Here is a 16,878-nt window from a genome sequence, read left to right on the forward strand (position 1 = left end):
GCTTAATCGCGGGGCATAGGCGCATCGGTTTCCTCAAACAGATGCCCTTTGATGGCGCGCGAGCAGCCGCGCATTTCTGCGATCAGCTGTCCGTCCTGATTTTTGACGCTCACGTCATAGAGACCGCTGCGCCCGGTGAGCGAGATCTCGCGGGCCTCGGCCAGCAATCGGTCCCCTTTGCGCCCCGGCGCGATAAAGCTGATCATATTGTGCTGCGCCACCGTCGCCTGATTGCGGCTGTTACAAGCAAAGGCAAAGGCGCTGTCGGCGAGCATGAAGATCACACCGCCATGGCAGATCCCATGGCCGTTGCAGTGATGCGTCTCGACGGTCAGGGCCAGCGCGGCACTGCCCTCGTCAACGCGTTCGATGCCCATACCGGCCCATTTGGACGCCTGATCGTCGGCCCACATGGCGGCGGCGGATTTCTCGGCGCGGGTCTTTGCGGTCATGGTCACGGCTTATTCCCCCCGAAATACCGGCTGGCGCTTTTCAAGAAATGCCCGCACGCCCTCGGCGTAATCCGCGCTCTCACCACAGGTTTTCATCGCATCCGCCTCGCGCTCCAGCTGCTCGGCCAGCGTATAGGCCCCCGAGGTCTGGATCAGCGATTTGGTCAGGCTCAGCCCCAGCGTCGGCCCATCCGCGAGCTTGGCCGTCAGGGCGCGCGCCTCGGTCATTAGCACGTCATCGGCGACGCATTTCCAGATCAGCCCCCAGTCGGCGGCCTGTTCGGCACTCAGCGGCTCTCCGGTCAGCGCCAGCGCTTTGGCGCGGGCCTCGCCCAGCAGGCGCGGCAAGTGATAGCTGCCAGCGGTGTCGGGGATCAGCCCGACCTTGGCAAAGGACTGGATGAATTTCGCGCTATGCGCTGCCAGCACGATGTCTGCGGCCAGCGACAGGTTCGCCCCCGCCCCTGCCGCCACGCCGTTCACCGCGCAGACCACCGGAAACTCCAGCGACCGGATCAGATTGACCAAGGGCGCATAGAAGGTCCGCACCGTCTGCCCAAGATCCGGAGCGCCACCCGCCGCATCCGGGTTACGCGCCGACAGATCCTGCCCGGCGCAAAATCCCCGCCCCGCGCCCGTCAGCAAGAGCGCACGCTTGCCAGAATCGCGCGCTTCTTCCAAGGCGACACGCAGGGCCAGATGCATCTCATCGGTAAACGCATTGAGCCGATCCGGGCGGTTCAGTGTGATCTCGCACCACGTCCCGTGATCCTGCGTCAGAATACTCTGTTCCATGATGCCTCCCCTCGCAGCGGCGGGCGATCCGGCGCCCGATTGGGAAAAGACTTGCATAAACCGACCGGACGGTCAATATATCTGATCAGGAAAATGGGCCGCCCCGAAACCGGGCGCAGGCACGTTGCACAACAGACTTCAGGGAGACCCGAGACATGTGCCCGAAAGATGTGGCGAGCTTTGCCGCCGGAGAATGGATCGCACCGGACAACAGCGCACGCGAGATTGCCTCAGCCATCACCGGAGAGGTGATCGCCCGCGCAGGCAATGCCACGCTCGATGTGCAAGCGATGCTCGATTATGCCCGCGATACAGGCGGCCCCGCCCTGCGCGCCATGACCTTCCATGACCGCGCCCGCATGCTCAAGGCGCTGGCACAGCATTTGGACGCCCACAAACAGAAATTGTATGATCTGAGCTTTGACACTGGCGCGACGCAGAAGGACCACCTGATTGATGTGGACGGCGGCATCGGTACGGTGTTTGTCTTTGCCTCCAAGGGGCGGCGCGAGATGCCCGACAGCACGGTCTATGCCGACGGCGCGGTCGAGCAACTGTCGCGCCACGGCAGCTTTATGGGCCAGCACATCTGCACCTCGCTGCCCGGTGTTGCGGTGCATATCAACGCCTTCAACTTCCCGGTCTGGGGCATGCTGGAAAAGCTCGCCCCCACCCTGCTCGCCGGTGTTCCGGCCATTGTAAAACCAGCCACCGCCACCTGCTACGTCACCGAGGCCGCCGTGCGCCTGATGCTGGACAGCGGCCTTCTGCCCAAGGGCGCGCTACAGTTGGTAAGCGGCGGCATTGGCGACATGCTGGACCGGCTGACCTGTCAGGATGTGGTGAGCTTTACCGGCTCTGCCGCGACCGCGCTGAAGCTGCGCCAAACGCCTGCAATCGTTGAAAGCTCCGTGCGGTTCGTGGCGGAACAAGACAGCCTCAATGCGTCGATCCTCGGCCCCGACGCAGCACCCGGCAGCGCGGAATTCGACCTCTTTCTAAAGGAAGTGCAGCGCGAAATGACCACCAAAGCGGGGCAGAAATGTACCGCAATCCGCCGCATCATCGTGCCCGACGCACAGGTTGAAGCCGTTATAGAGGGGCTGAGCACCGCGCTGGCCAAAATCACCATTGGCGACCCACGCGCCGACAACACCCGCATGGGCGCGCTGGTCTCCGCCGCGCAGAAACGCGATGTGCTGGAGCAAGCCGCCAAGATCGCAACCGAAGCCACCCGCGTTTTTGGCGACCCCGATAATTTCACCGTTGAGGGCGCCGACAAGGATAAGGGTGCTTTTGTGCCGCCGATGCTGTTTCATTGCGCTGACCCCGACGCCGCCCAACATGTCCACGACACCGAAGCCTTTGGCCCCGTTTCCACCGTCATGGGCTATCGCGACCTTGCGCATGCCGCTGAACTGGCCAATCGCGGCCAAGGCTCCCTCGTGGCCTCGCTCATCACTGCCGACCCTGTGGTGGCGCGTGAGGTGACACTGAACATCGCAGCCTTCCATGGGCGGGTCTATATCAACAACGCCACCTCCATGAAGGAATCCACCGGCCACGGCTCTCCCCTGCCCCATATGGTGCATGGTGGCCCCGGTCGCGCGGGTGGTGGCGAGGAACTGGGCGGTGTGCGTGCGGTGAAACACTACATGCAACGCACTGCGGTGCAGGGCTCGCCCGAGATCCTCTCGGCCATTACCGGTAAATGGGTGCCCGGCAGCCCAGAGGCCACCGGCCCGGCGCATCCCTTCACCCGTCGCTTTGGCGACTTGGCCATTGGCGAGACGCTTCACACCGCACCGCGCACCGTGACCAGTGACGACATCGCGCATTTTGCGCAGTTCACGGGTGATACGTTCTATGCCCACATGGATGACGCCGCCGCTGAACGGAACCCGTTCTTCCCGGGCCGCGTCGCACATGGCTATCTATTGTTGTCCTTTGCTGCGGGCATGTTCGTGCAGCCGGACGAGGGTCCGGTTCTGGCCAACACCGGTCTCGACAACCTGCGGTTCATGAAACCAGTGGTGCCCGGCGACAGCATCAAGGTGCGCCTCACCGTCAAGGCCAAGACCCCGCGCAACGAGGAATATGGCGAAATACGCTGGCACGTGACGCTCACCAATCAGGACGACGAACTGGTGGCGGAATATGAACTGCTGACGATGGTTGCATTCTGACCGCACCCACCTCGGATGTGATATCAGCATATTTTGATGGGGCTGGCGCTCAATCGCGCCAGCCCCTATCGTATTTTTATGACACTGGACACACATGACTGGTTTGCCACCGCGCTATCAGCGCTTGCAGAGCCGCAGGGCCAGCGGGTCTGGTCCATCATCATTTCATTTCTCGGCGACATGGCGCAGGATGAGGGCGCAGGCATCAGCAGTGCCGCCCTGACCCGTGTGATCACCCCCCTTGGGATCAAGCCCGAGGCCATTCGCGTTGCCCTGCACCGCCTACGCAAGGACGGCTGGACCGAGAGCGAGCGTCGTGGCCGTGGTTCGCATCATTTCCTGACACCCTATGGTCGCGCGCAATCTGCGCTGGTTACGCCGCGGATATATGCCCGCACCGCTTGCCAGACGCAGGCGTGGCATCTGCTGATCGCGGGCACGCCCGAGGGTCTGGAAGCACTGGACGCGCTCGGTGAGCAAAGACCGCAACGGGCGATCCGCATCAACCGTCATACTGGCCTTGCTACAGGACACGCCGAGCCTACCGCGACAGCTGCGTCAGACATGCTGGTCGCCAATATTGAAATTGCCCATGTCCCACAGTGGCTCCAAGAAGAACTGTTCCCGGAGCCATTGCGCCAAAGCTGCGCCGAACTGGACCGCGCCCTTGCTCCCCTTGGCCCACCCCCTGAACTAAGCCCGCTGCAACGCGCCTGCCTGCGCACACTGCTGGTCCATCGCTGGCGTCGCATTGCATTGCGCCACCCAGATCTGCCGGGGGCCTTTCACCCCGGCGATTGGGTCGGGGAATCCTGCCGCTCACGGGTCTTCGCCCTTCTCGATCAGTTGCCGCTGCCGAAACTGATCGAGCTTGAAGATGCCTCTCCCCTGCCTTCGGCACAAATAACGCCCCTCGCAGCAGAGGTAACTGACTGAGTTCAAACAAGATGCGGTAGCGCGTGGAAAAAACTTCCTGAAAATTCCGCATCTTTTTGTTTTCGCACTTGACCCTATCGGTGGCATTCCGTAAATCGCCTCCACACAGCGAGCGGCGGAGTAGCTCAGTTGGTTAGAGCAGCGGAATCATAATCCGCGTGTCGGGGGTTCAAGTCCCTCCTCCGCTACCACTGTTTTCAATCCCAACATTGAAACAGTTTGTGACCTTCCTCTTTTGGCATTTGCGACCTGAAACTCCGTGCGGGTTCGCTGCAATTTGCTGGGAAAATTGCACCGATCCTTAAGGATACCCGGTCTACTCTCGCCCATATGAGCATCCGACCGGCCCCTTTATCCAAGGACGACGCCCCTGATCGTCTGACAGCGCCCGCGCCCCCGCGCGAGGGCACGCTGCACGAGTTGCATGTCAGCAACGCCATGCTGGACGGGATTGAGGCGATGACGAGCGCCGAGACCCAGGAAACAGTCCTGCAAGCGCTGCGCGAGACGCTCCAGTCCACCACCGGCGCGCAAGAGGTGTTGGTTTTCGGCGATGTGAGCGAACGCCACTTCGGCAGCCCAGAGAGCCAACCGGCCGTGCTGTTTCCGCCAAAATGCGGACGCGCGCTGAAGGTTGAGCAAATAGAGTGGTTCGCGCGCCGTCGTCAGATCCGTAATCTCAGCCGTTGTCGCACCCCCGCCGCTGCCAGCCTATGCGGCCATAACGAAGGCAGCCTGATCGCCACGCCCTGCCGTCGCAAGAACGGCCAGCTCATGGTTGTGCTGTGCTGGCATCAGGAACCCGGCTTTTTTGACGAGAGTAAAGCGCAAGTTCTGTCCCGTCTCACCGCCATCACAAGTCATGCACTGCGCGGCATCCGCATGGACGACCGCCAGTCGCTGCTCGCCTCGGTTCTTGAGAATGCCGAGGTTCCCGTGATGCTGGTCAACCCCGCCGATCAAGGCGGCGATGTGGTCTATGTGAACGCCGCGTATGAGGTCATGTCCGGGCGCACACTCTCTGAAATGCTGGGTATGATGTTTATCACCGAGCGGTTTCGCCCCGGCGCGGATCTACACAGCATGTGCAACGCCTTTGCCGATGGCCGGCGGGGACGGTTCCGCATCCTGAACACAAAAAAGGACGGCGCCCCATTTCTCGATGAGATCAGCCTGACCCCGATCCGCAGCGATTCCGGAACGCTACGCTACCTATTGGCCACCCACACGGATGTCACCGAACATGCGCAAACGCAGCTGGTGGTGCATCAGCTCGAACAACGTATCGAATCCGCGATGGAGGCTGTCACCAGCGCTATCCTGGCAACCGGCGCCGACGGAGAGGTGCTTTATACCAACACCGCCATGCGCAGCCTCCTGCACGAATTATACGGCACCGAGATGCGCCCACATCAGGCCATCGTCACCTTTATCAAAAGCGTCGAAGACAGTGATCAGCGGGTCGAGGTCACCTGCAGCGACGGAACCATCTTCCTTGTGCGCAGCTTTGACAGCAGCGAGGGCGGCCGTGTCATCACCGGCACCGATATCACGGACATCAAGCGCACAAAACGTGTGCTGCAACAGCGCGCCGCCGCCATGGACAGCACCGCTGAGGGCATCGCCATTGTCGAGCGTACCGCCCGCATCAACTATGCCAACCCGGCATTCGCCCGCATCTTTGGCACAGAAAATCCCGACGACATCATTGGGGAAAGCTGGTGCAAAGCCTTTCGTGACGAAGACGTCGCCCGCCTCTCCTCCGAGGTTCGCTCAAAGGTTGCATCCGAAGGCTCCGCGCAGATCGAAATGCGGGCCAAGTTGGCGGATGGGGAGCGCACATTTGAGGTCTGCGTCACCCGCATTGACGAAAAAATGCGCATCGTGGTGGCGCGCGACATCACCCGCCGAATTGAGTATGAAAGAGCCCGCACCAGCTTTGAACAAAAGCTGCATGACTTCGAGAAAAACGAAAGCATAGGCCGTCTGGCCGCTGGTGTTGCGCATGATTTCAATAACTTGCTGGCGGTGATCAACGGGCACTCCGCCTTGCTGAATGACCGCACGCCGCCGGATAAGGTCCAACTTTATTCCAACCGCATCAGCGAGGCATCTTCGCGCGCGGCAAAGATGATCAACCGCTTCCTTGATCTTGGCATGTCCACCGATCAGCAAAGCATGATCGACCTGCGCAATCTGTTGACGGAATCTCAGGATCTGCTGCACAGCGCACTGTCTGCCGACACACGCTTTACGCTGGATCTGGACGAAGACGAGATGGAGATGCTCTGCTCGCCGTCCGATCTGCTGCGTGTGGCGCTGAACCTTGTGCAAAACGCTCAGGACGCATTGGGTAACAAGCCCGGTCGCATCCACCAATGCCTCAAACGCCTGCCCGGCGTTGATCTGATGGATCTGCAGCTTGATGTGGGACAGATCGACCCGGACCAGATCTATGCGCGCTACGCCGTCGAGGACAGCGGCAGCGGCATCCCCAGCGACGTGCGGAAGCGTCTGTTTAATGAACATTGCTCCACCAAAGGCCAGCGCGGCAGTGGCATTGGCATGATGGCAATCGCTGAAATCATACGGAACCACGACGGTGCCATTCGCCTTTTGACCGAAGAAGGCAAAGGCACGCGGGTGGAAATCTTCCTGCCGCTCTCAGATTACTCTCTCACCCGAATCAGTGAACAGGACATCGGTTCGGTGCGGCTCGACGGGCAGTTGGTGTTGCTGGTGGATGATGATGCGCAGGTCGCTGAATCGATTGCCGCCTTTCTGGAGCGCCTCGGGGCCGAGGTCAGCATCTGCCTGCACCCCGATGAGGCTCTCGAAGCCATTGAAGAAGATCCGGGCCTGTGGTCCTTCCTTGTGACCGACTATAATATGCCGGGACAAAACGGCGGTCAGCTGGCGCGGGCGGCAAAAACCGCGGATGGGGATTTGCCGATCGTCATCGTCACAGCACTCGCACGCAAGCTCTCTGATCCCAACCTGACCGAAGACGTGATCAGCGCCTTGCTTGGGAAACCCGTTGATCTCAACACGCTCGCCCATTTGATCGCGCAACACGGCCGCATCAACAGCGCCTAGTCCGCATAGCAGCCCCTTCGCCGCCCGCAGAACGCGGACGAAGACCGCAAAACAGAATATTAGGAAACATATGCGACCCTTTGGGGATGCGCACTGCCCTGCCGTAAGGAGAACTCCCTGTGTTGCTGAAACCTTCGAGTGTTTCACTCAAGCTCAAACTACCCGTTCTGATGGTCGCCCTCACGGTGGCATTCGTGGTGACGGTGTCGTTCCTGATCTATACGATGGCAGAACGCAGCATCCGGGAAAATGTCACCTCCGCCAAAGCGTCCAAGGCACAAGCCGGGGCGCAGGCACTCGGTTTCAGCATCGGCGCAGCACAGCGCGATGTGGCAAATCTCGCCGCCCTGCCTACGACATTTCGCGCGATCAACAACTTTGAGCGCGTGATCGGCATGGTGGAGGCCGATGATAAGATCGGCTACCTGAAAAAACACTTCATCACCGACAATCCCAACGCCGAAGACCAGCGCGCAGACCTCGTGGACCCCGGCGATGGCTCCTATTACAGCCAATCCCATGTCACCTATCACCCGACATTCGTACAAACCGCTACGCTCAACCGCTATTCCGATATCTACCTGATCACCCCGGCTGGGCTTGTCGCCTACACGGTTCAAAAGAATGGAGATTTCGCCGAAGACATCAAGGGCGACCTGCTCGCGGACAGCGCGTTGGCGCGCGTGGCGCAGGCGGCACTGGAAGCAGAACCCGGCAGCGTCGTGGTGGAGGATTTCTCCGCCTACAGCCCTGCTGACAGCGTCGGCGCCTTCCTCGCCTCCCCCATCCTGAACAAACGCGGCCAGCCGGTCGGCGCAATCGCGGTGCGAATTGGCACCGATTTTGTGCAATCCGCCCTCAGCGCCAATCTTGAGGCAGACGGGCACGAGAACATTTACTTGATTGGCCCCGATGGCACCGCAAAAAGCCCCGGCATGATCCCCGGTGCCTTTGAAATGCTGAGCAAACTTCCAGACACACCGCATATCGCCGCCGCCCGTCAGGGCGAGGCTGGTCAGTTCTCGCAAACGCAGACCGCATCTGGCGAACCCGCTGCCGCCGTCGTTATTCCATTGGCGCTCAACGGGTTTAACTGGTCGGTTGTCATGGAAACCGATGATGCCGAAGCCTTTGCGATGATTTACCGTATTCGATGGATGGTCCTGTCGCTGATTGGCGCGTCCGTTGTGGTGTCCATCGGCGTCTCTTGGGCCGCGGCAAACCGTGTGACTCGCCCGATCCACCATCTGCGCGACGCCACCAATGCCTTGGCGCAGGAGGACTACAACATTGCCATCTCCGGGCTGGACCGTGGCGACGAATTTGGTGACCTTGCCCGCAGCCTCGATACGTTTCGCGACAAACTGAAGCTCGCGGATGAGGCCGCGGCCAGAGAAGAAGAAGCCAAGCGTGAGACCGACTATGTGGTCGAGGAAATGAGCCACGCGCTGTCGCAGCTTCAGGATGGCAACCTGATCTGTGAGATCGACGGCCCCTTCTCGCCCGACTATGAGACCCTGCGGGAAAACTACAATCACAGCCTGCAGAACCTGCGCAATTCCCTGCGCGAGGTGGTCGAAGCCGCCCGGCATGTGGACCGCTTCTCGCAAGAGCAGCGCGCCTCTGCCAACGAAATGGCTGAACGCACCGAAAGCCAGGGCTCCACGTTGGAGAAAACCGCAACCGCGATGCAGGATCTGACCCAGCGTTTGCGCGACACCGCAGAAAAGGCGACCGAGGTCGACAGCACCATGCGCGGCACGCGCCGCGAAGCGGAACAAAGCAACGAAGTGGTGCGCTCTGCCGTTGCGGCGATGGATCAGATCCAGCAGGCGTCTTCTGAGATCTCAAAGATCATCAATATGATCGACGACATCGCGTTTCAGACCAACCTCCTCGCCCTCAATGCCGGGGTTGAGGCTGCCCGCGCAGGCGAGGCAGGCGCCGGATTTGCTGTTGTCGCCTCAGAAGTCCGCAACCTTGCGCGCCGCGCATCCGAAGCCGCAGGTGAGATCAAAACCCTCACCTCCACTAGCGAAGAGCATGTGGCAAACGGGGTCTCCATGGTGGACAAAGCCGGCAATGCACTCACCAGTATTATTGAGCAAGTCACATCGGTGAGTGACCTGATTTCGGAAATCGCAGGTGGGGTACAACACCAATCGCAAGGGCTTGAGGATATCAATGCGGCCATCCGTGAATTGGATTCCGTGACCCAGCAGAACACCGCAATGGCCGAAGAAGCCTCCGCCTCCAGCCAGTTGTTGCAAAGCGAGGCCCGCACGCTTTCTCGCGTGACCGGGCGCTTTCAGATCGACACCCCGATGAGCGCAGATGCCCCTTCCTCGTGGGACAGTGACGCAATTGACGCGGCCACAACCGCCCGTTCGGCCTGACTTCAGCGGAGACATCAGACAGGCAAACGCAAGGCTCCCGTGCATGTGATGTCGGGGCCTTGCGTTTTTTGTTAAAACGAGGGATCAGCCTTCAAGGTGCCTTGCAAAAAGTTTGCGCCCGCAAAGATTTGAGCGCACTATTGGCGCGAAAGCGAAGAGAGTGCTGCACGCATTTCGGGTGGCGTCGTGACCAGGAGGGGCCATGTCAGAGTCAAAAATCCGCAATATGGAAGAGCTGGCCAGCGTCAGCGGCATCTCCCGACCCACTCTTTCGAAATACTTCAACGACCCCGAAAGTGTCCGCGCCTCGACCCGCAAAAAAGTTGAGGCCGCTCTAGAGACCTATGACTATCAGCCCAACATCTACGCGATGAACCAGAACCGGCGGCTGACCAAGAATATCGGCATCGTTGTGCCCTACCTCGCCGACCCGTTCTTTGCCGAGATCGCGCGCGTGATCGAAAATCTGGTCATTCAAGGTGGCTTCCGCCCGATCCTCCTCAGCTCTCATGGCGGCACCGGGCAAGAGATCGAAAACCTCGACTCACTGCGCTCGATCCGACCGGCCGGGGTTTTGCTGGCCCCGCTGGGTCGCAACTCTGACGTGGCCGCGATCGAACGCTTCTGTGCTGATGTGCCAACTGTTTTATTTGACAACAGCATTGGCGATCTGGGCGAAGCCTTCTTTGGCCTCGACAATCCTCAAAGCATTAAAATGATGGTGAATTACCTGCACGAGACAGGAGAGCCGCCGATTTTCTTTGAGATGCGGACACCCACCAACCCCAATGCCTATAAGCGCCGCAATGCCTATATTGAATCGATGGAAGCCTTGGATCTAGAGCCCAAGTTGATCCAGATCGAAGGCGATACATGGGACTTTGAAGACATTGGCTACCGGGGCGGGCTGGAGGCCATCCGCACGCGCCAACTGACCACTGACACTGTGCTATGTTCAAATGACCGTCTGGCGATTGGGTTCCTGGCCGCCGCCTATGAATGCGGACTTCGGGTTGGATCTGGGACGGGCTGCGCCCTGCGTGTCGCGGGCCACGACGACCACCCTTATGCGCGCTTCACCTGCCCACCGCTCACCACCGTAGCACAGGACTATTCCGCCATCGCAACCCGCAGCGTCGAGGCGATTCTCAAACTGATCGAATCGGGTGAGCGCGCAGAGCAACGCGACACCACCCTATTTGAAGGCACATTGATCAAACGCGCCTCCGCCTGAGCGACACCCTAAATGCTTGAGTTCGCATCACTCACCATCACAATTTTACGCGCGTAAATATTTTATTGACGATAACCCCTCCCGCGCCCTACCGTGATTGCATCACATCCAGACACTAGGGAGGAAACGGATGTACCTGAGAAACGCACTTTGTGCGGCATCTGCACTTGCAGTCATGGCGGCTGGCGCCGTTCAGGCCGAAACCACGGTGACCATTGCCACCGTCAACAACGGCGACATGATCCGCATGCAGGGTCTGGCTGACGATTTCACCGCACAACACCCCGACATCAAACTGGAATGGGTCACGCTTGAGGAAAACGTGCTCCGTCAACGTGTCACCCAGGACATCGCCTCCAAAGGCGGCCAGTTCGACGTGATGACCATCGGCACTTATGAGGTCCCGATCTGGGCCAAGAACAACTGGCTGGTCTCGCTCAACGACATGCCATCGGAATGGGACGCCGACGACATCCTGCCCGCGATCCGCGGTGGTCTGACCGTTGACGGCAACCTCTATGCCGCACCGTTTTATGGCGAAAGCTCCATGGTGATGTACCGCACCGACCTGATGGAAAAAGCAGGCCTCGAGATGCCCGATGCCCCCACATGGGAGTTCATCAAGGAAGCCGCCGCAGGCATGACCGACAAGGACAGCGAAGTCTACGGGATCTGCCTGCGCGGCAAGGCGGGCTGGGGCGAGAACATGGCCTTCCTGACCGCCATGTCCAACTCCTTTGGCGCCAAGTGGTTCGATGAGAACTGGACCGCGCAATTTGACTCCGAGGCATGGAAAACCACCCTCACCTTCTACATGGACCTGATGACGAACTACGGCCCTCCGGGTGCTTCTACCAACGGGTTCAATGAAAACCTGTCGCTGTTCCAGCAGGGCAAATGCGGCATGTGGATCGACGCCACCGTTGCGGCGTCCTTTGTGACCAACCCCAACGACTCCACTGTGGCCGATAAGGTCGGCTTTGCACTGGCACCGGACAATGGTCTCGGCAAACGCGGCAACTGGCTCTGGGCGTGGACGCTGGCGGTTCCGGCTGGGTCCGACGCCACCGATGAGGCCAAGACCTTTATCGAATGGGCCACCTCCAAGAGCTACACCGAGCTGGTCGCCTCCAAGGAAGGCTGGGCCAACGTGCCTCCGGGCACCCGCACCTCACTCTATGAGAACCAGAACTATCTCGACGCGGCCCCCTTTGCCGAGATGACCCTGAACTCGATCAACGCCGCCGACCCGACCAACCCTTCTGTGGACCCGGTCCCCTATACCGGCGTGCAATTTGTGGCGATCCCGGAATTTGCGGGCATCGGCACGCAGGTCGGTCAGGAATTCTCGGCAGCACTGGCCGGTCAGCAATCCGTGGATGAGGCGCTTGCAAAAGCACAGGCGCTCACCACCGACGAAATGGAAGCCGCAGGCTACTAACGTCACTCCTCCTCGGCCAGGGCTTTCGCATCTCGCGAACCCTGGCCCTTTTTCTCTCTGTCGCAGTCTTGGATGGGCCTGACCCATCTGACGAGGAGTCCCCCATGGCAACCCAGCATTCCCGCTCTGCCGCGCGCATCATGATGGCCCCGGCCGTCATCCTGCTGCTCGGTTGGATGCTCGTTCCGCTGACAATGACCCTTCTTTTTTCGTTCAAGAAGTATCTCCCCCTGCGGGGCGGCGATCTGGGTTGGGTCGGCTTTGACAACTACATTCGTTTTGTTTCGTCCTCTGCCTTCTGGCCCAGCGTGCAGGCGACGCTTGTGATCGTCGGCGGCGTTCTGGCCATTACCGTCATCTTCGGCGTGTTGCTGGCGCTGCTTCTGGACCAGCCGATGTGGGGACAGGGGATCGTGCGGATCCTTGTAATTGCGCCCTTTTTCGTGATGCCAACCGTGTCGGCACTGGTCTGGAAGAACATGTTCATGGACCCCGTGAACGGGCTCTTTGCGCATCTTTGGAAAGCCTTTGGCGCGGAGCCGATTTCGTGGCTCTCCGAGGCGTCGATGCAGTCGATCATCCTGATCGTCAGTTGGCAGTGGCTGCCCTTTGCGACCCTGATCCTGCTGACCGCGATCCAGTCGCTCGACAGCGAGCAGCTTGAGGCGGCAGAGATGGATGGCGCAAGCCCCCTCGCCCGCTTTGGCTATATCATCCTGCCCCACCTTGGCCGGGCGATCACCGTTGTGGTTCTGATCCAGACGATCTTTCTGTTGTCGATCTTTGCCGAGATCTTCGTGACCACGGGCGGTTCCTTTGGCACCCGGACCCTGACCTTCCTGATTTTCCAGCGCGTCTTGGAAAGCCAGAACGTCGGCCTCGGCTCCGCTGGCGGTGTCTATGCCATCATCCTTGCCAATATCGTTGCCGCATTCCTGATGCGCATCGTCGGCAAGAACCTCGACGCGTAAGGGAGGACCACCGATATGGCACGTTCCGTGACCCAACAACGCAAGGCGATCAACACCGTCGCCGCATGGGCGGTTGGTCTTTTGATCTTCTTCCCGATCCTCTGGACCATCCTGACCTCCTTCAAGACCGAGGCGCAGGCGATCAACGACCCGCCGCTGTTCTTCTTCTTTGACTGGACGCTGGAAAACTACGCCGTGGTGCAGGAGCGCTCTGACTACATGCGCTTTTTGTGGAATTCGATCGCAATCGCGGGCGGCTCCACTGTGCTTGGTATTATCATCGCAATCCCGGCGGCGTGGTCGATGGCCTTTGTGCCCTCCAAACGCACCAAGGATATCCTGCTTTGGATGCTCTCGACCAAGATGCTGCCTGCGGTGGGCGTGCTCTACCCGATCTATCTGATCTTCATCCGCCTTGGGATGCTCGACAGCCGCACCGGCCTCATCATCGTGCTGATGCTGTGCAACCTGCCGATCATCGTCTGGATGCTCTACACCTACTTCAAGGAAATCCCCGGCGAAATTCTCGAAGCAGCGCGGATGGATGGTGCAGGCCTCAAAGAAGAAATCCTCTATGTGCTGACGCCGATGGCGATCCCCGGCATCGCCTCCACGCTGTTGTTGAACATCATCCTCGCGTGGAACGAGGCCTTCTGGACGCTGAACCTGACAGCCGCCAAAGCCGCGCCTCTTACGGCCTTTATCGCCAGCTATTCCAGCCCCGAGGGCCTGTTTTACGCAAAACTCAGCGCAGCCTCCACCATGGCCATCGCGCCGATCCTGATCCTTGGCTGGTTCAGCCAGAAACAACTTGTGCGCGGCCTGACCTTTGGCGCTGTGAAATAAGGACGACGAACTATGGGACGTATTACACTCGACAAAGTCACCAAGAGCTTTGGTGCAACTGAGGTCATCCCGCCGCTGGACCTGACCATCGAAGACGGCGAATTCACAGTTTTCGTCGGCCCCTCGGGCTGCGGTAAATCCACGCTCCTGCGGCTGATTGCGGGGTTAGAGGATGTGACTTCCGGCCAGATCCGCATCGACGGTCAGGACGCCACCATGACGCCGCCCGCCAAACGCGGTCTTGCCATGGTGTTTCAATCCTATGCGCTCTATCCGCATATGTCGGTGCGCAAAAATATCGCCTTTCCGATGAAAATGGCAGGCATCGACGAAGCGGAGCAGAACCGCCGGATCGAGTCTGCGGCCAAGGCGCTCAATCTCACCGACTATCTGGAGCGCAAACCCGGTCAGCTTTCGGGCGGGCAGCGCCAGCGCGTCGCCATTGGCCGCGCCATTGTGCGCGAACCTGCGGCGTTCCTGTTTGACGAGCCGCTCTCAAACCTAGATGCGGCACTGCGTGTCGGCATGCGGATGGAGATTTCCGAACTCCATAAAAAGCTCGCCACAACAATGATCTACGTGACTCACGATCAGGTCGAAGCCATGACCATGGCCGACAAGATCGTGGTGCTGCGTTCCGGTCATATCGAACAGGTCGGCAGCCCGCTGGAATTGTATCACAGCCCCCGCAATCTCTTTGTCGCGGGCTTCATCGGCTCGCCAAAAATGAACTTCATCGAAGGGTCTGAGGCCGCAAAATACGACGCCCACACCGTTGGCATCCGCCCCGAACATATCGCGATCAGCGACAGCGGTGGCGCTTGGTCTGGCGTGGTTGGCGTGTCTGAACATCTGGGGTCCGACACTTTCTTTCACATCCATGACACCGGGCTGGCAGAGACGATCACCGTGCGCGCTGACGGCGAGGTGGGTTTTCGCCATGGCGACCGGGTCAGCCTCACTCCGCGCACCGATGTAATGCACCGCTTTGACGCGCAAGGCCTGAGGATCACCGCATGATACCGCGCGGACACTGGATGAGCTGATGACGACTCTGACCCTTTCAAATGACACTCTCGCCGCCCTGCCCGAGACCATCGCCCGCCCCTCTTATGACCGCAGGGCGTTGACTCCCGGTATCGTCCACATCGGGCTTGGTAATTTCCACCGCGCCCATCAGAGCTGGTATCTGCACCGGCTGATGCAACAGGGAGAGGCTCAAGACTGGGCGATCCTTGGCGCGGGCGTACGCCCCTATGATGCCGCGATGCGCACGCGTTTGCTGGCGCAGGATTGTCTCACCACCTTGATTGAATTGTCCCCCGACACAACCTCGGCCGAGGTTGTGGGGTCAATGATCGACTATTTGCCGATTGAGGATGGAAACGGCGCGCTGATCGCCGCCATGGCCCGCCCCGAGATCCGCATCGTGGCGCTGACCGTTACCGAGGGCGGCTATTACCAAGACCCGGTTGCGGGCGGTTTTGACCTCGCGCATGCCGACATTCAGCACGATATCACCACCCCCAATGCACCGCGCACGGCCTTTGGGGCGATCGTCGCGGCCCTTGGACAGCGCCGCGCCTCAGGCACTGGTCCTTTCACCGTGCAAAGCTGCGACAACCTGCAGGGAAATGGCGATATCACCCGCCAGACCGTGCTTGGCCTTGCGCGCGCCGTGGATGCAGAGCTTGCGGATTGGATCGCGGCAAACTGCACGTTTCCAAACTCCATGGTGGATTGCATCGTCCCTGCCACCGGCCCGGCGGAGATCGCAAAAGCCGCAGAGATGGGCGTCGCCGATCAGGCCCCCGTCACACATGAGCCCTTCCGCCAATGGGTCATTGAGGACAGTTTTTGCGCCGGACGTCCCGATTGGGACAAGGTGGGGGCGACCTTCACCGATGCGGTGCACGCCTATGAGACGATGAAAATCCGCATTCTCAACGCAGGCCATCAGGTGATCGCCAACGCGGGCGAGCTGTTGTCCTGTGCCACCATCGCAGACTGTATGGAAGACGCTGATATCCGGTCTTTGTTCGAAAAAGTCGAAACCGAAGAGATCGCGCCTTATGTGCATGCGGTGCCAGAGATCACACCCGAAGCCTATGTGGCGCTGATTGCATCGCGGTTTTCTAATCCTGCAATCCGTGACACCACCCGGCGGGTGGCCTTTGATGGCTCGTCACGGCACACGGGTTTTGTGCTACCAATTCTGCGCGATGCGCTGGTGGCGAATGCCAGCATTGACGGCCTCGCCTTGGTTGAAGCGCTTTGGGCTAGGATGTGCGCCGGCACGCGCGAGGACGGCAGCGAAATCGCAGCCAATGATCCAAAGTGGCAGGAATTGCAGACAGCCGCGCACGCCGCAAAATCTGCCCCCTCCGCATGGCTTCGACAGGCGGATTACTACGGCGACATTGCACAAGACGCCCGCTTTGCAGAGCGTTTTTGCCATTGGCTCTCTGTGATTTGGACCAACGGCACCCGCGCGGCCTTGCAAGCCTATGCACGCAGCTAACACT

The 16,878-nt window shown here is 60.0% G+C and carries 12 protein-coding genes and 1 tRNA gene; 11 read left to right on the top strand and 2 right to left on the bottom strand.

Annotation, left to right across the window (positions count from 1 at the left end):
- Positions 1 to 2 precede the first annotated feature (2 nt).
- Positions 3 to 452, bottom strand: coding sequence for a hydroxyphenylacetyl-CoA thioesterase PaaI (gene paaI, locus UB90_RS02805; protein ID WP_065324798.1), 450 nt, complete (start codon positions 450 to 452; stop codon positions 3 to 5).
- Between the two features lie 9 nt (positions 453 to 461).
- Positions 462 to 1,247 carry a 2-(1,2-epoxy-1,2-dihydrophenyl)acetyl-CoA isomerase PaaG gene (gene paaG / locus UB90_RS02810; protein WP_065324799.1) on the bottom strand — a complete coding sequence of 262 codons (786 nt, stop codon included), beginning with the start codon at positions 1,245 to 1,247 and terminating at the stop codon, positions 462 to 464.
- Positions 1,248 to 1,402: 155 nt separating this feature from the next.
- Between paaG and paaZ the strand changes: the two genes are divergently transcribed.
- The 11 genes from paaZ to UB90_RS02865 all read left to right on the top strand — a co-directional run bounded on the left by paaZ (position 1,403) and on the right by UB90_RS02865 (position 16,874).
- A complete protein-coding gene (gene paaZ / locus UB90_RS02815; protein ID WP_065324800.1) occupies positions 1,403 to 3,433 on the top strand; it encodes a phenylacetic acid degradation bifunctional protein PaaZ in 2,031 nt (676 codons plus the stop codon).
- A gap of 78 nt (positions 3,434 to 3,511) precedes the next feature.
- On the top strand, positions 3,512 to 4,369 hold the full coding sequence (locus UB90_RS02820; RefSeq protein WP_065324862.1) for a PaaX family transcriptional regulator: 858 nt from the start codon (positions 3,512 to 3,514) through the stop codon (positions 4,367 to 4,369).
- A gap of 114 nt (positions 4,370 to 4,483) precedes the next feature.
- Positions 4,484 to 4,560 (top strand) — tRNA-Met (locus UB90_RS02825).
- A gap of 139 nt (positions 4,561 to 4,699) precedes the next feature.
- Positions 4,700 to 7,465: a PAS domain-containing hybrid sensor histidine kinase/response regulator gene (locus UB90_RS02830; protein WP_065324801.1), complete on the top strand. Its 2,766-nt coding sequence runs from the start codon at positions 4,700 to 4,702 to the stop codon at positions 7,463 to 7,465.
- Positions 7,466 to 7,584: 119 nt separating this feature from the next.
- Complete coding sequence (locus UB90_RS02835) at positions 7,585 to 9,861, top strand: methyl-accepting chemotaxis protein (protein WP_065324802.1); 2,277 nt, start codon at positions 7,585 to 7,587, stop codon at positions 9,859 to 9,861.
- A gap of 202 nt (positions 9,862 to 10,063) precedes the next feature.
- Complete coding sequence (locus UB90_RS02840; protein WP_065324803.1) at positions 10,064 to 11,095, top strand: LacI family DNA-binding transcriptional regulator; 1,032 nt, start codon at positions 10,064 to 10,066, stop codon at positions 11,093 to 11,095.
- Between the two features lie 130 nt (positions 11,096 to 11,225).
- Positions 11,226 to 12,536 carry an ABC transporter substrate-binding protein gene (locus UB90_RS02845; protein WP_065324804.1) on the top strand — a complete coding sequence of 437 codons (1,311 nt, stop codon included), beginning with the start codon at positions 11,226 to 11,228 and terminating at the stop codon, positions 12,534 to 12,536.
- Between the two features lie 104 nt (positions 12,537 to 12,640).
- Complete coding sequence (locus UB90_RS02850; protein WP_065324805.1) at positions 12,641 to 13,507, top strand: carbohydrate ABC transporter permease; 867 nt, start codon at positions 12,641 to 12,643, stop codon at positions 13,505 to 13,507.
- Positions 13,508 to 13,522: 15 nt separating this feature from the next.
- A complete protein-coding gene (locus UB90_RS02855) occupies positions 13,523 to 14,353 on the top strand; it encodes a carbohydrate ABC transporter permease (protein WP_009176252.1) in 831 nt (276 codons plus the stop codon).
- A gap of 12 nt (positions 14,354 to 14,365) precedes the next feature.
- Positions 14,366 to 15,373, top strand: coding sequence for an ABC transporter ATP-binding protein (locus UB90_RS02860; protein ID WP_065324806.1), 1,008 nt, complete (start codon positions 14,366 to 14,368; stop codon positions 15,371 to 15,373).
- Positions 15,374 to 15,398: 25 nt separating this feature from the next.
- Complete coding sequence (locus UB90_RS02865; RefSeq protein WP_065324807.1) at positions 15,399 to 16,874, top strand: mannitol dehydrogenase family protein; 1,476 nt, start codon at positions 15,399 to 15,401, stop codon at positions 16,872 to 16,874.
- Positions 16,875 to 16,878 lie beyond the last annotated feature (4 nt).

This window comes from Tritonibacter mobilis (assembly GCF_001681715.1).
GTDB classification, from domain to species: Bacteria; Pseudomonadota; Alphaproteobacteria; order Rhodobacterales; family Rhodobacteraceae; genus Epibacterium; species Epibacterium mobile.

Coding starts and splice junctions, on each gene's coding strand:
- paaI (WP_065324798.1), bottom strand. CDS start 452: ATGACCGCAAAGACCCGCGCCGAGAAATCCGCCGCCGCCATGTGGGCC.
- paaG (WP_065324799.1), bottom strand. CDS start 1,247: ATGGAACAGAGTATTCTGACGCAGGATCACGGGACGTGGTGCGAGATC.
- paaZ (WP_065324800.1), top strand. CDS start 1,403: ATGTGCCCGAAAGATGTGGCGAGCTTTGCCGCCGGAGAATGGATCGCA.
- UB90_RS02820 (WP_065324862.1), top strand. CDS start 3,512: ATGACACTGGACACACATGACTGGTTTGCCACCGCGCTATCAGCGCTT.
- UB90_RS02830 (WP_065324801.1), top strand. CDS start 4,700: ATGAGCATCCGACCGGCCCCTTTATCCAAGGACGACGCCCCTGATCGT.
- UB90_RS02840 (WP_065324803.1), top strand. CDS start 10,064: ATGTCAGAGTCAAAAATCCGCAATATGGAAGAGCTGGCCAGCGTCAGC.
- UB90_RS02845 (WP_065324804.1), top strand. CDS start 11,226: ATGTACCTGAGAAACGCACTTTGTGCGGCATCTGCACTTGCAGTCATG.
- UB90_RS02850 (WP_065324805.1), top strand. CDS start 12,641: ATGGCAACCCAGCATTCCCGCTCTGCCGCGCGCATCATGATGGCCCCG.
- UB90_RS02855 (WP_009176252.1), top strand. CDS start 13,523: ATGGCACGTTCCGTGACCCAACAACGCAAGGCGATCAACACCGTCGCC.
- UB90_RS02860 (WP_065324806.1), top strand. CDS start 14,366: ATGGGACGTATTACACTCGACAAAGTCACCAAGAGCTTTGGTGCAACT.
- UB90_RS02865 (WP_065324807.1), top strand. CDS start 15,399: ATGACGACTCTGACCCTTTCAAATGACACTCTCGCCGCCCTGCCCGAG.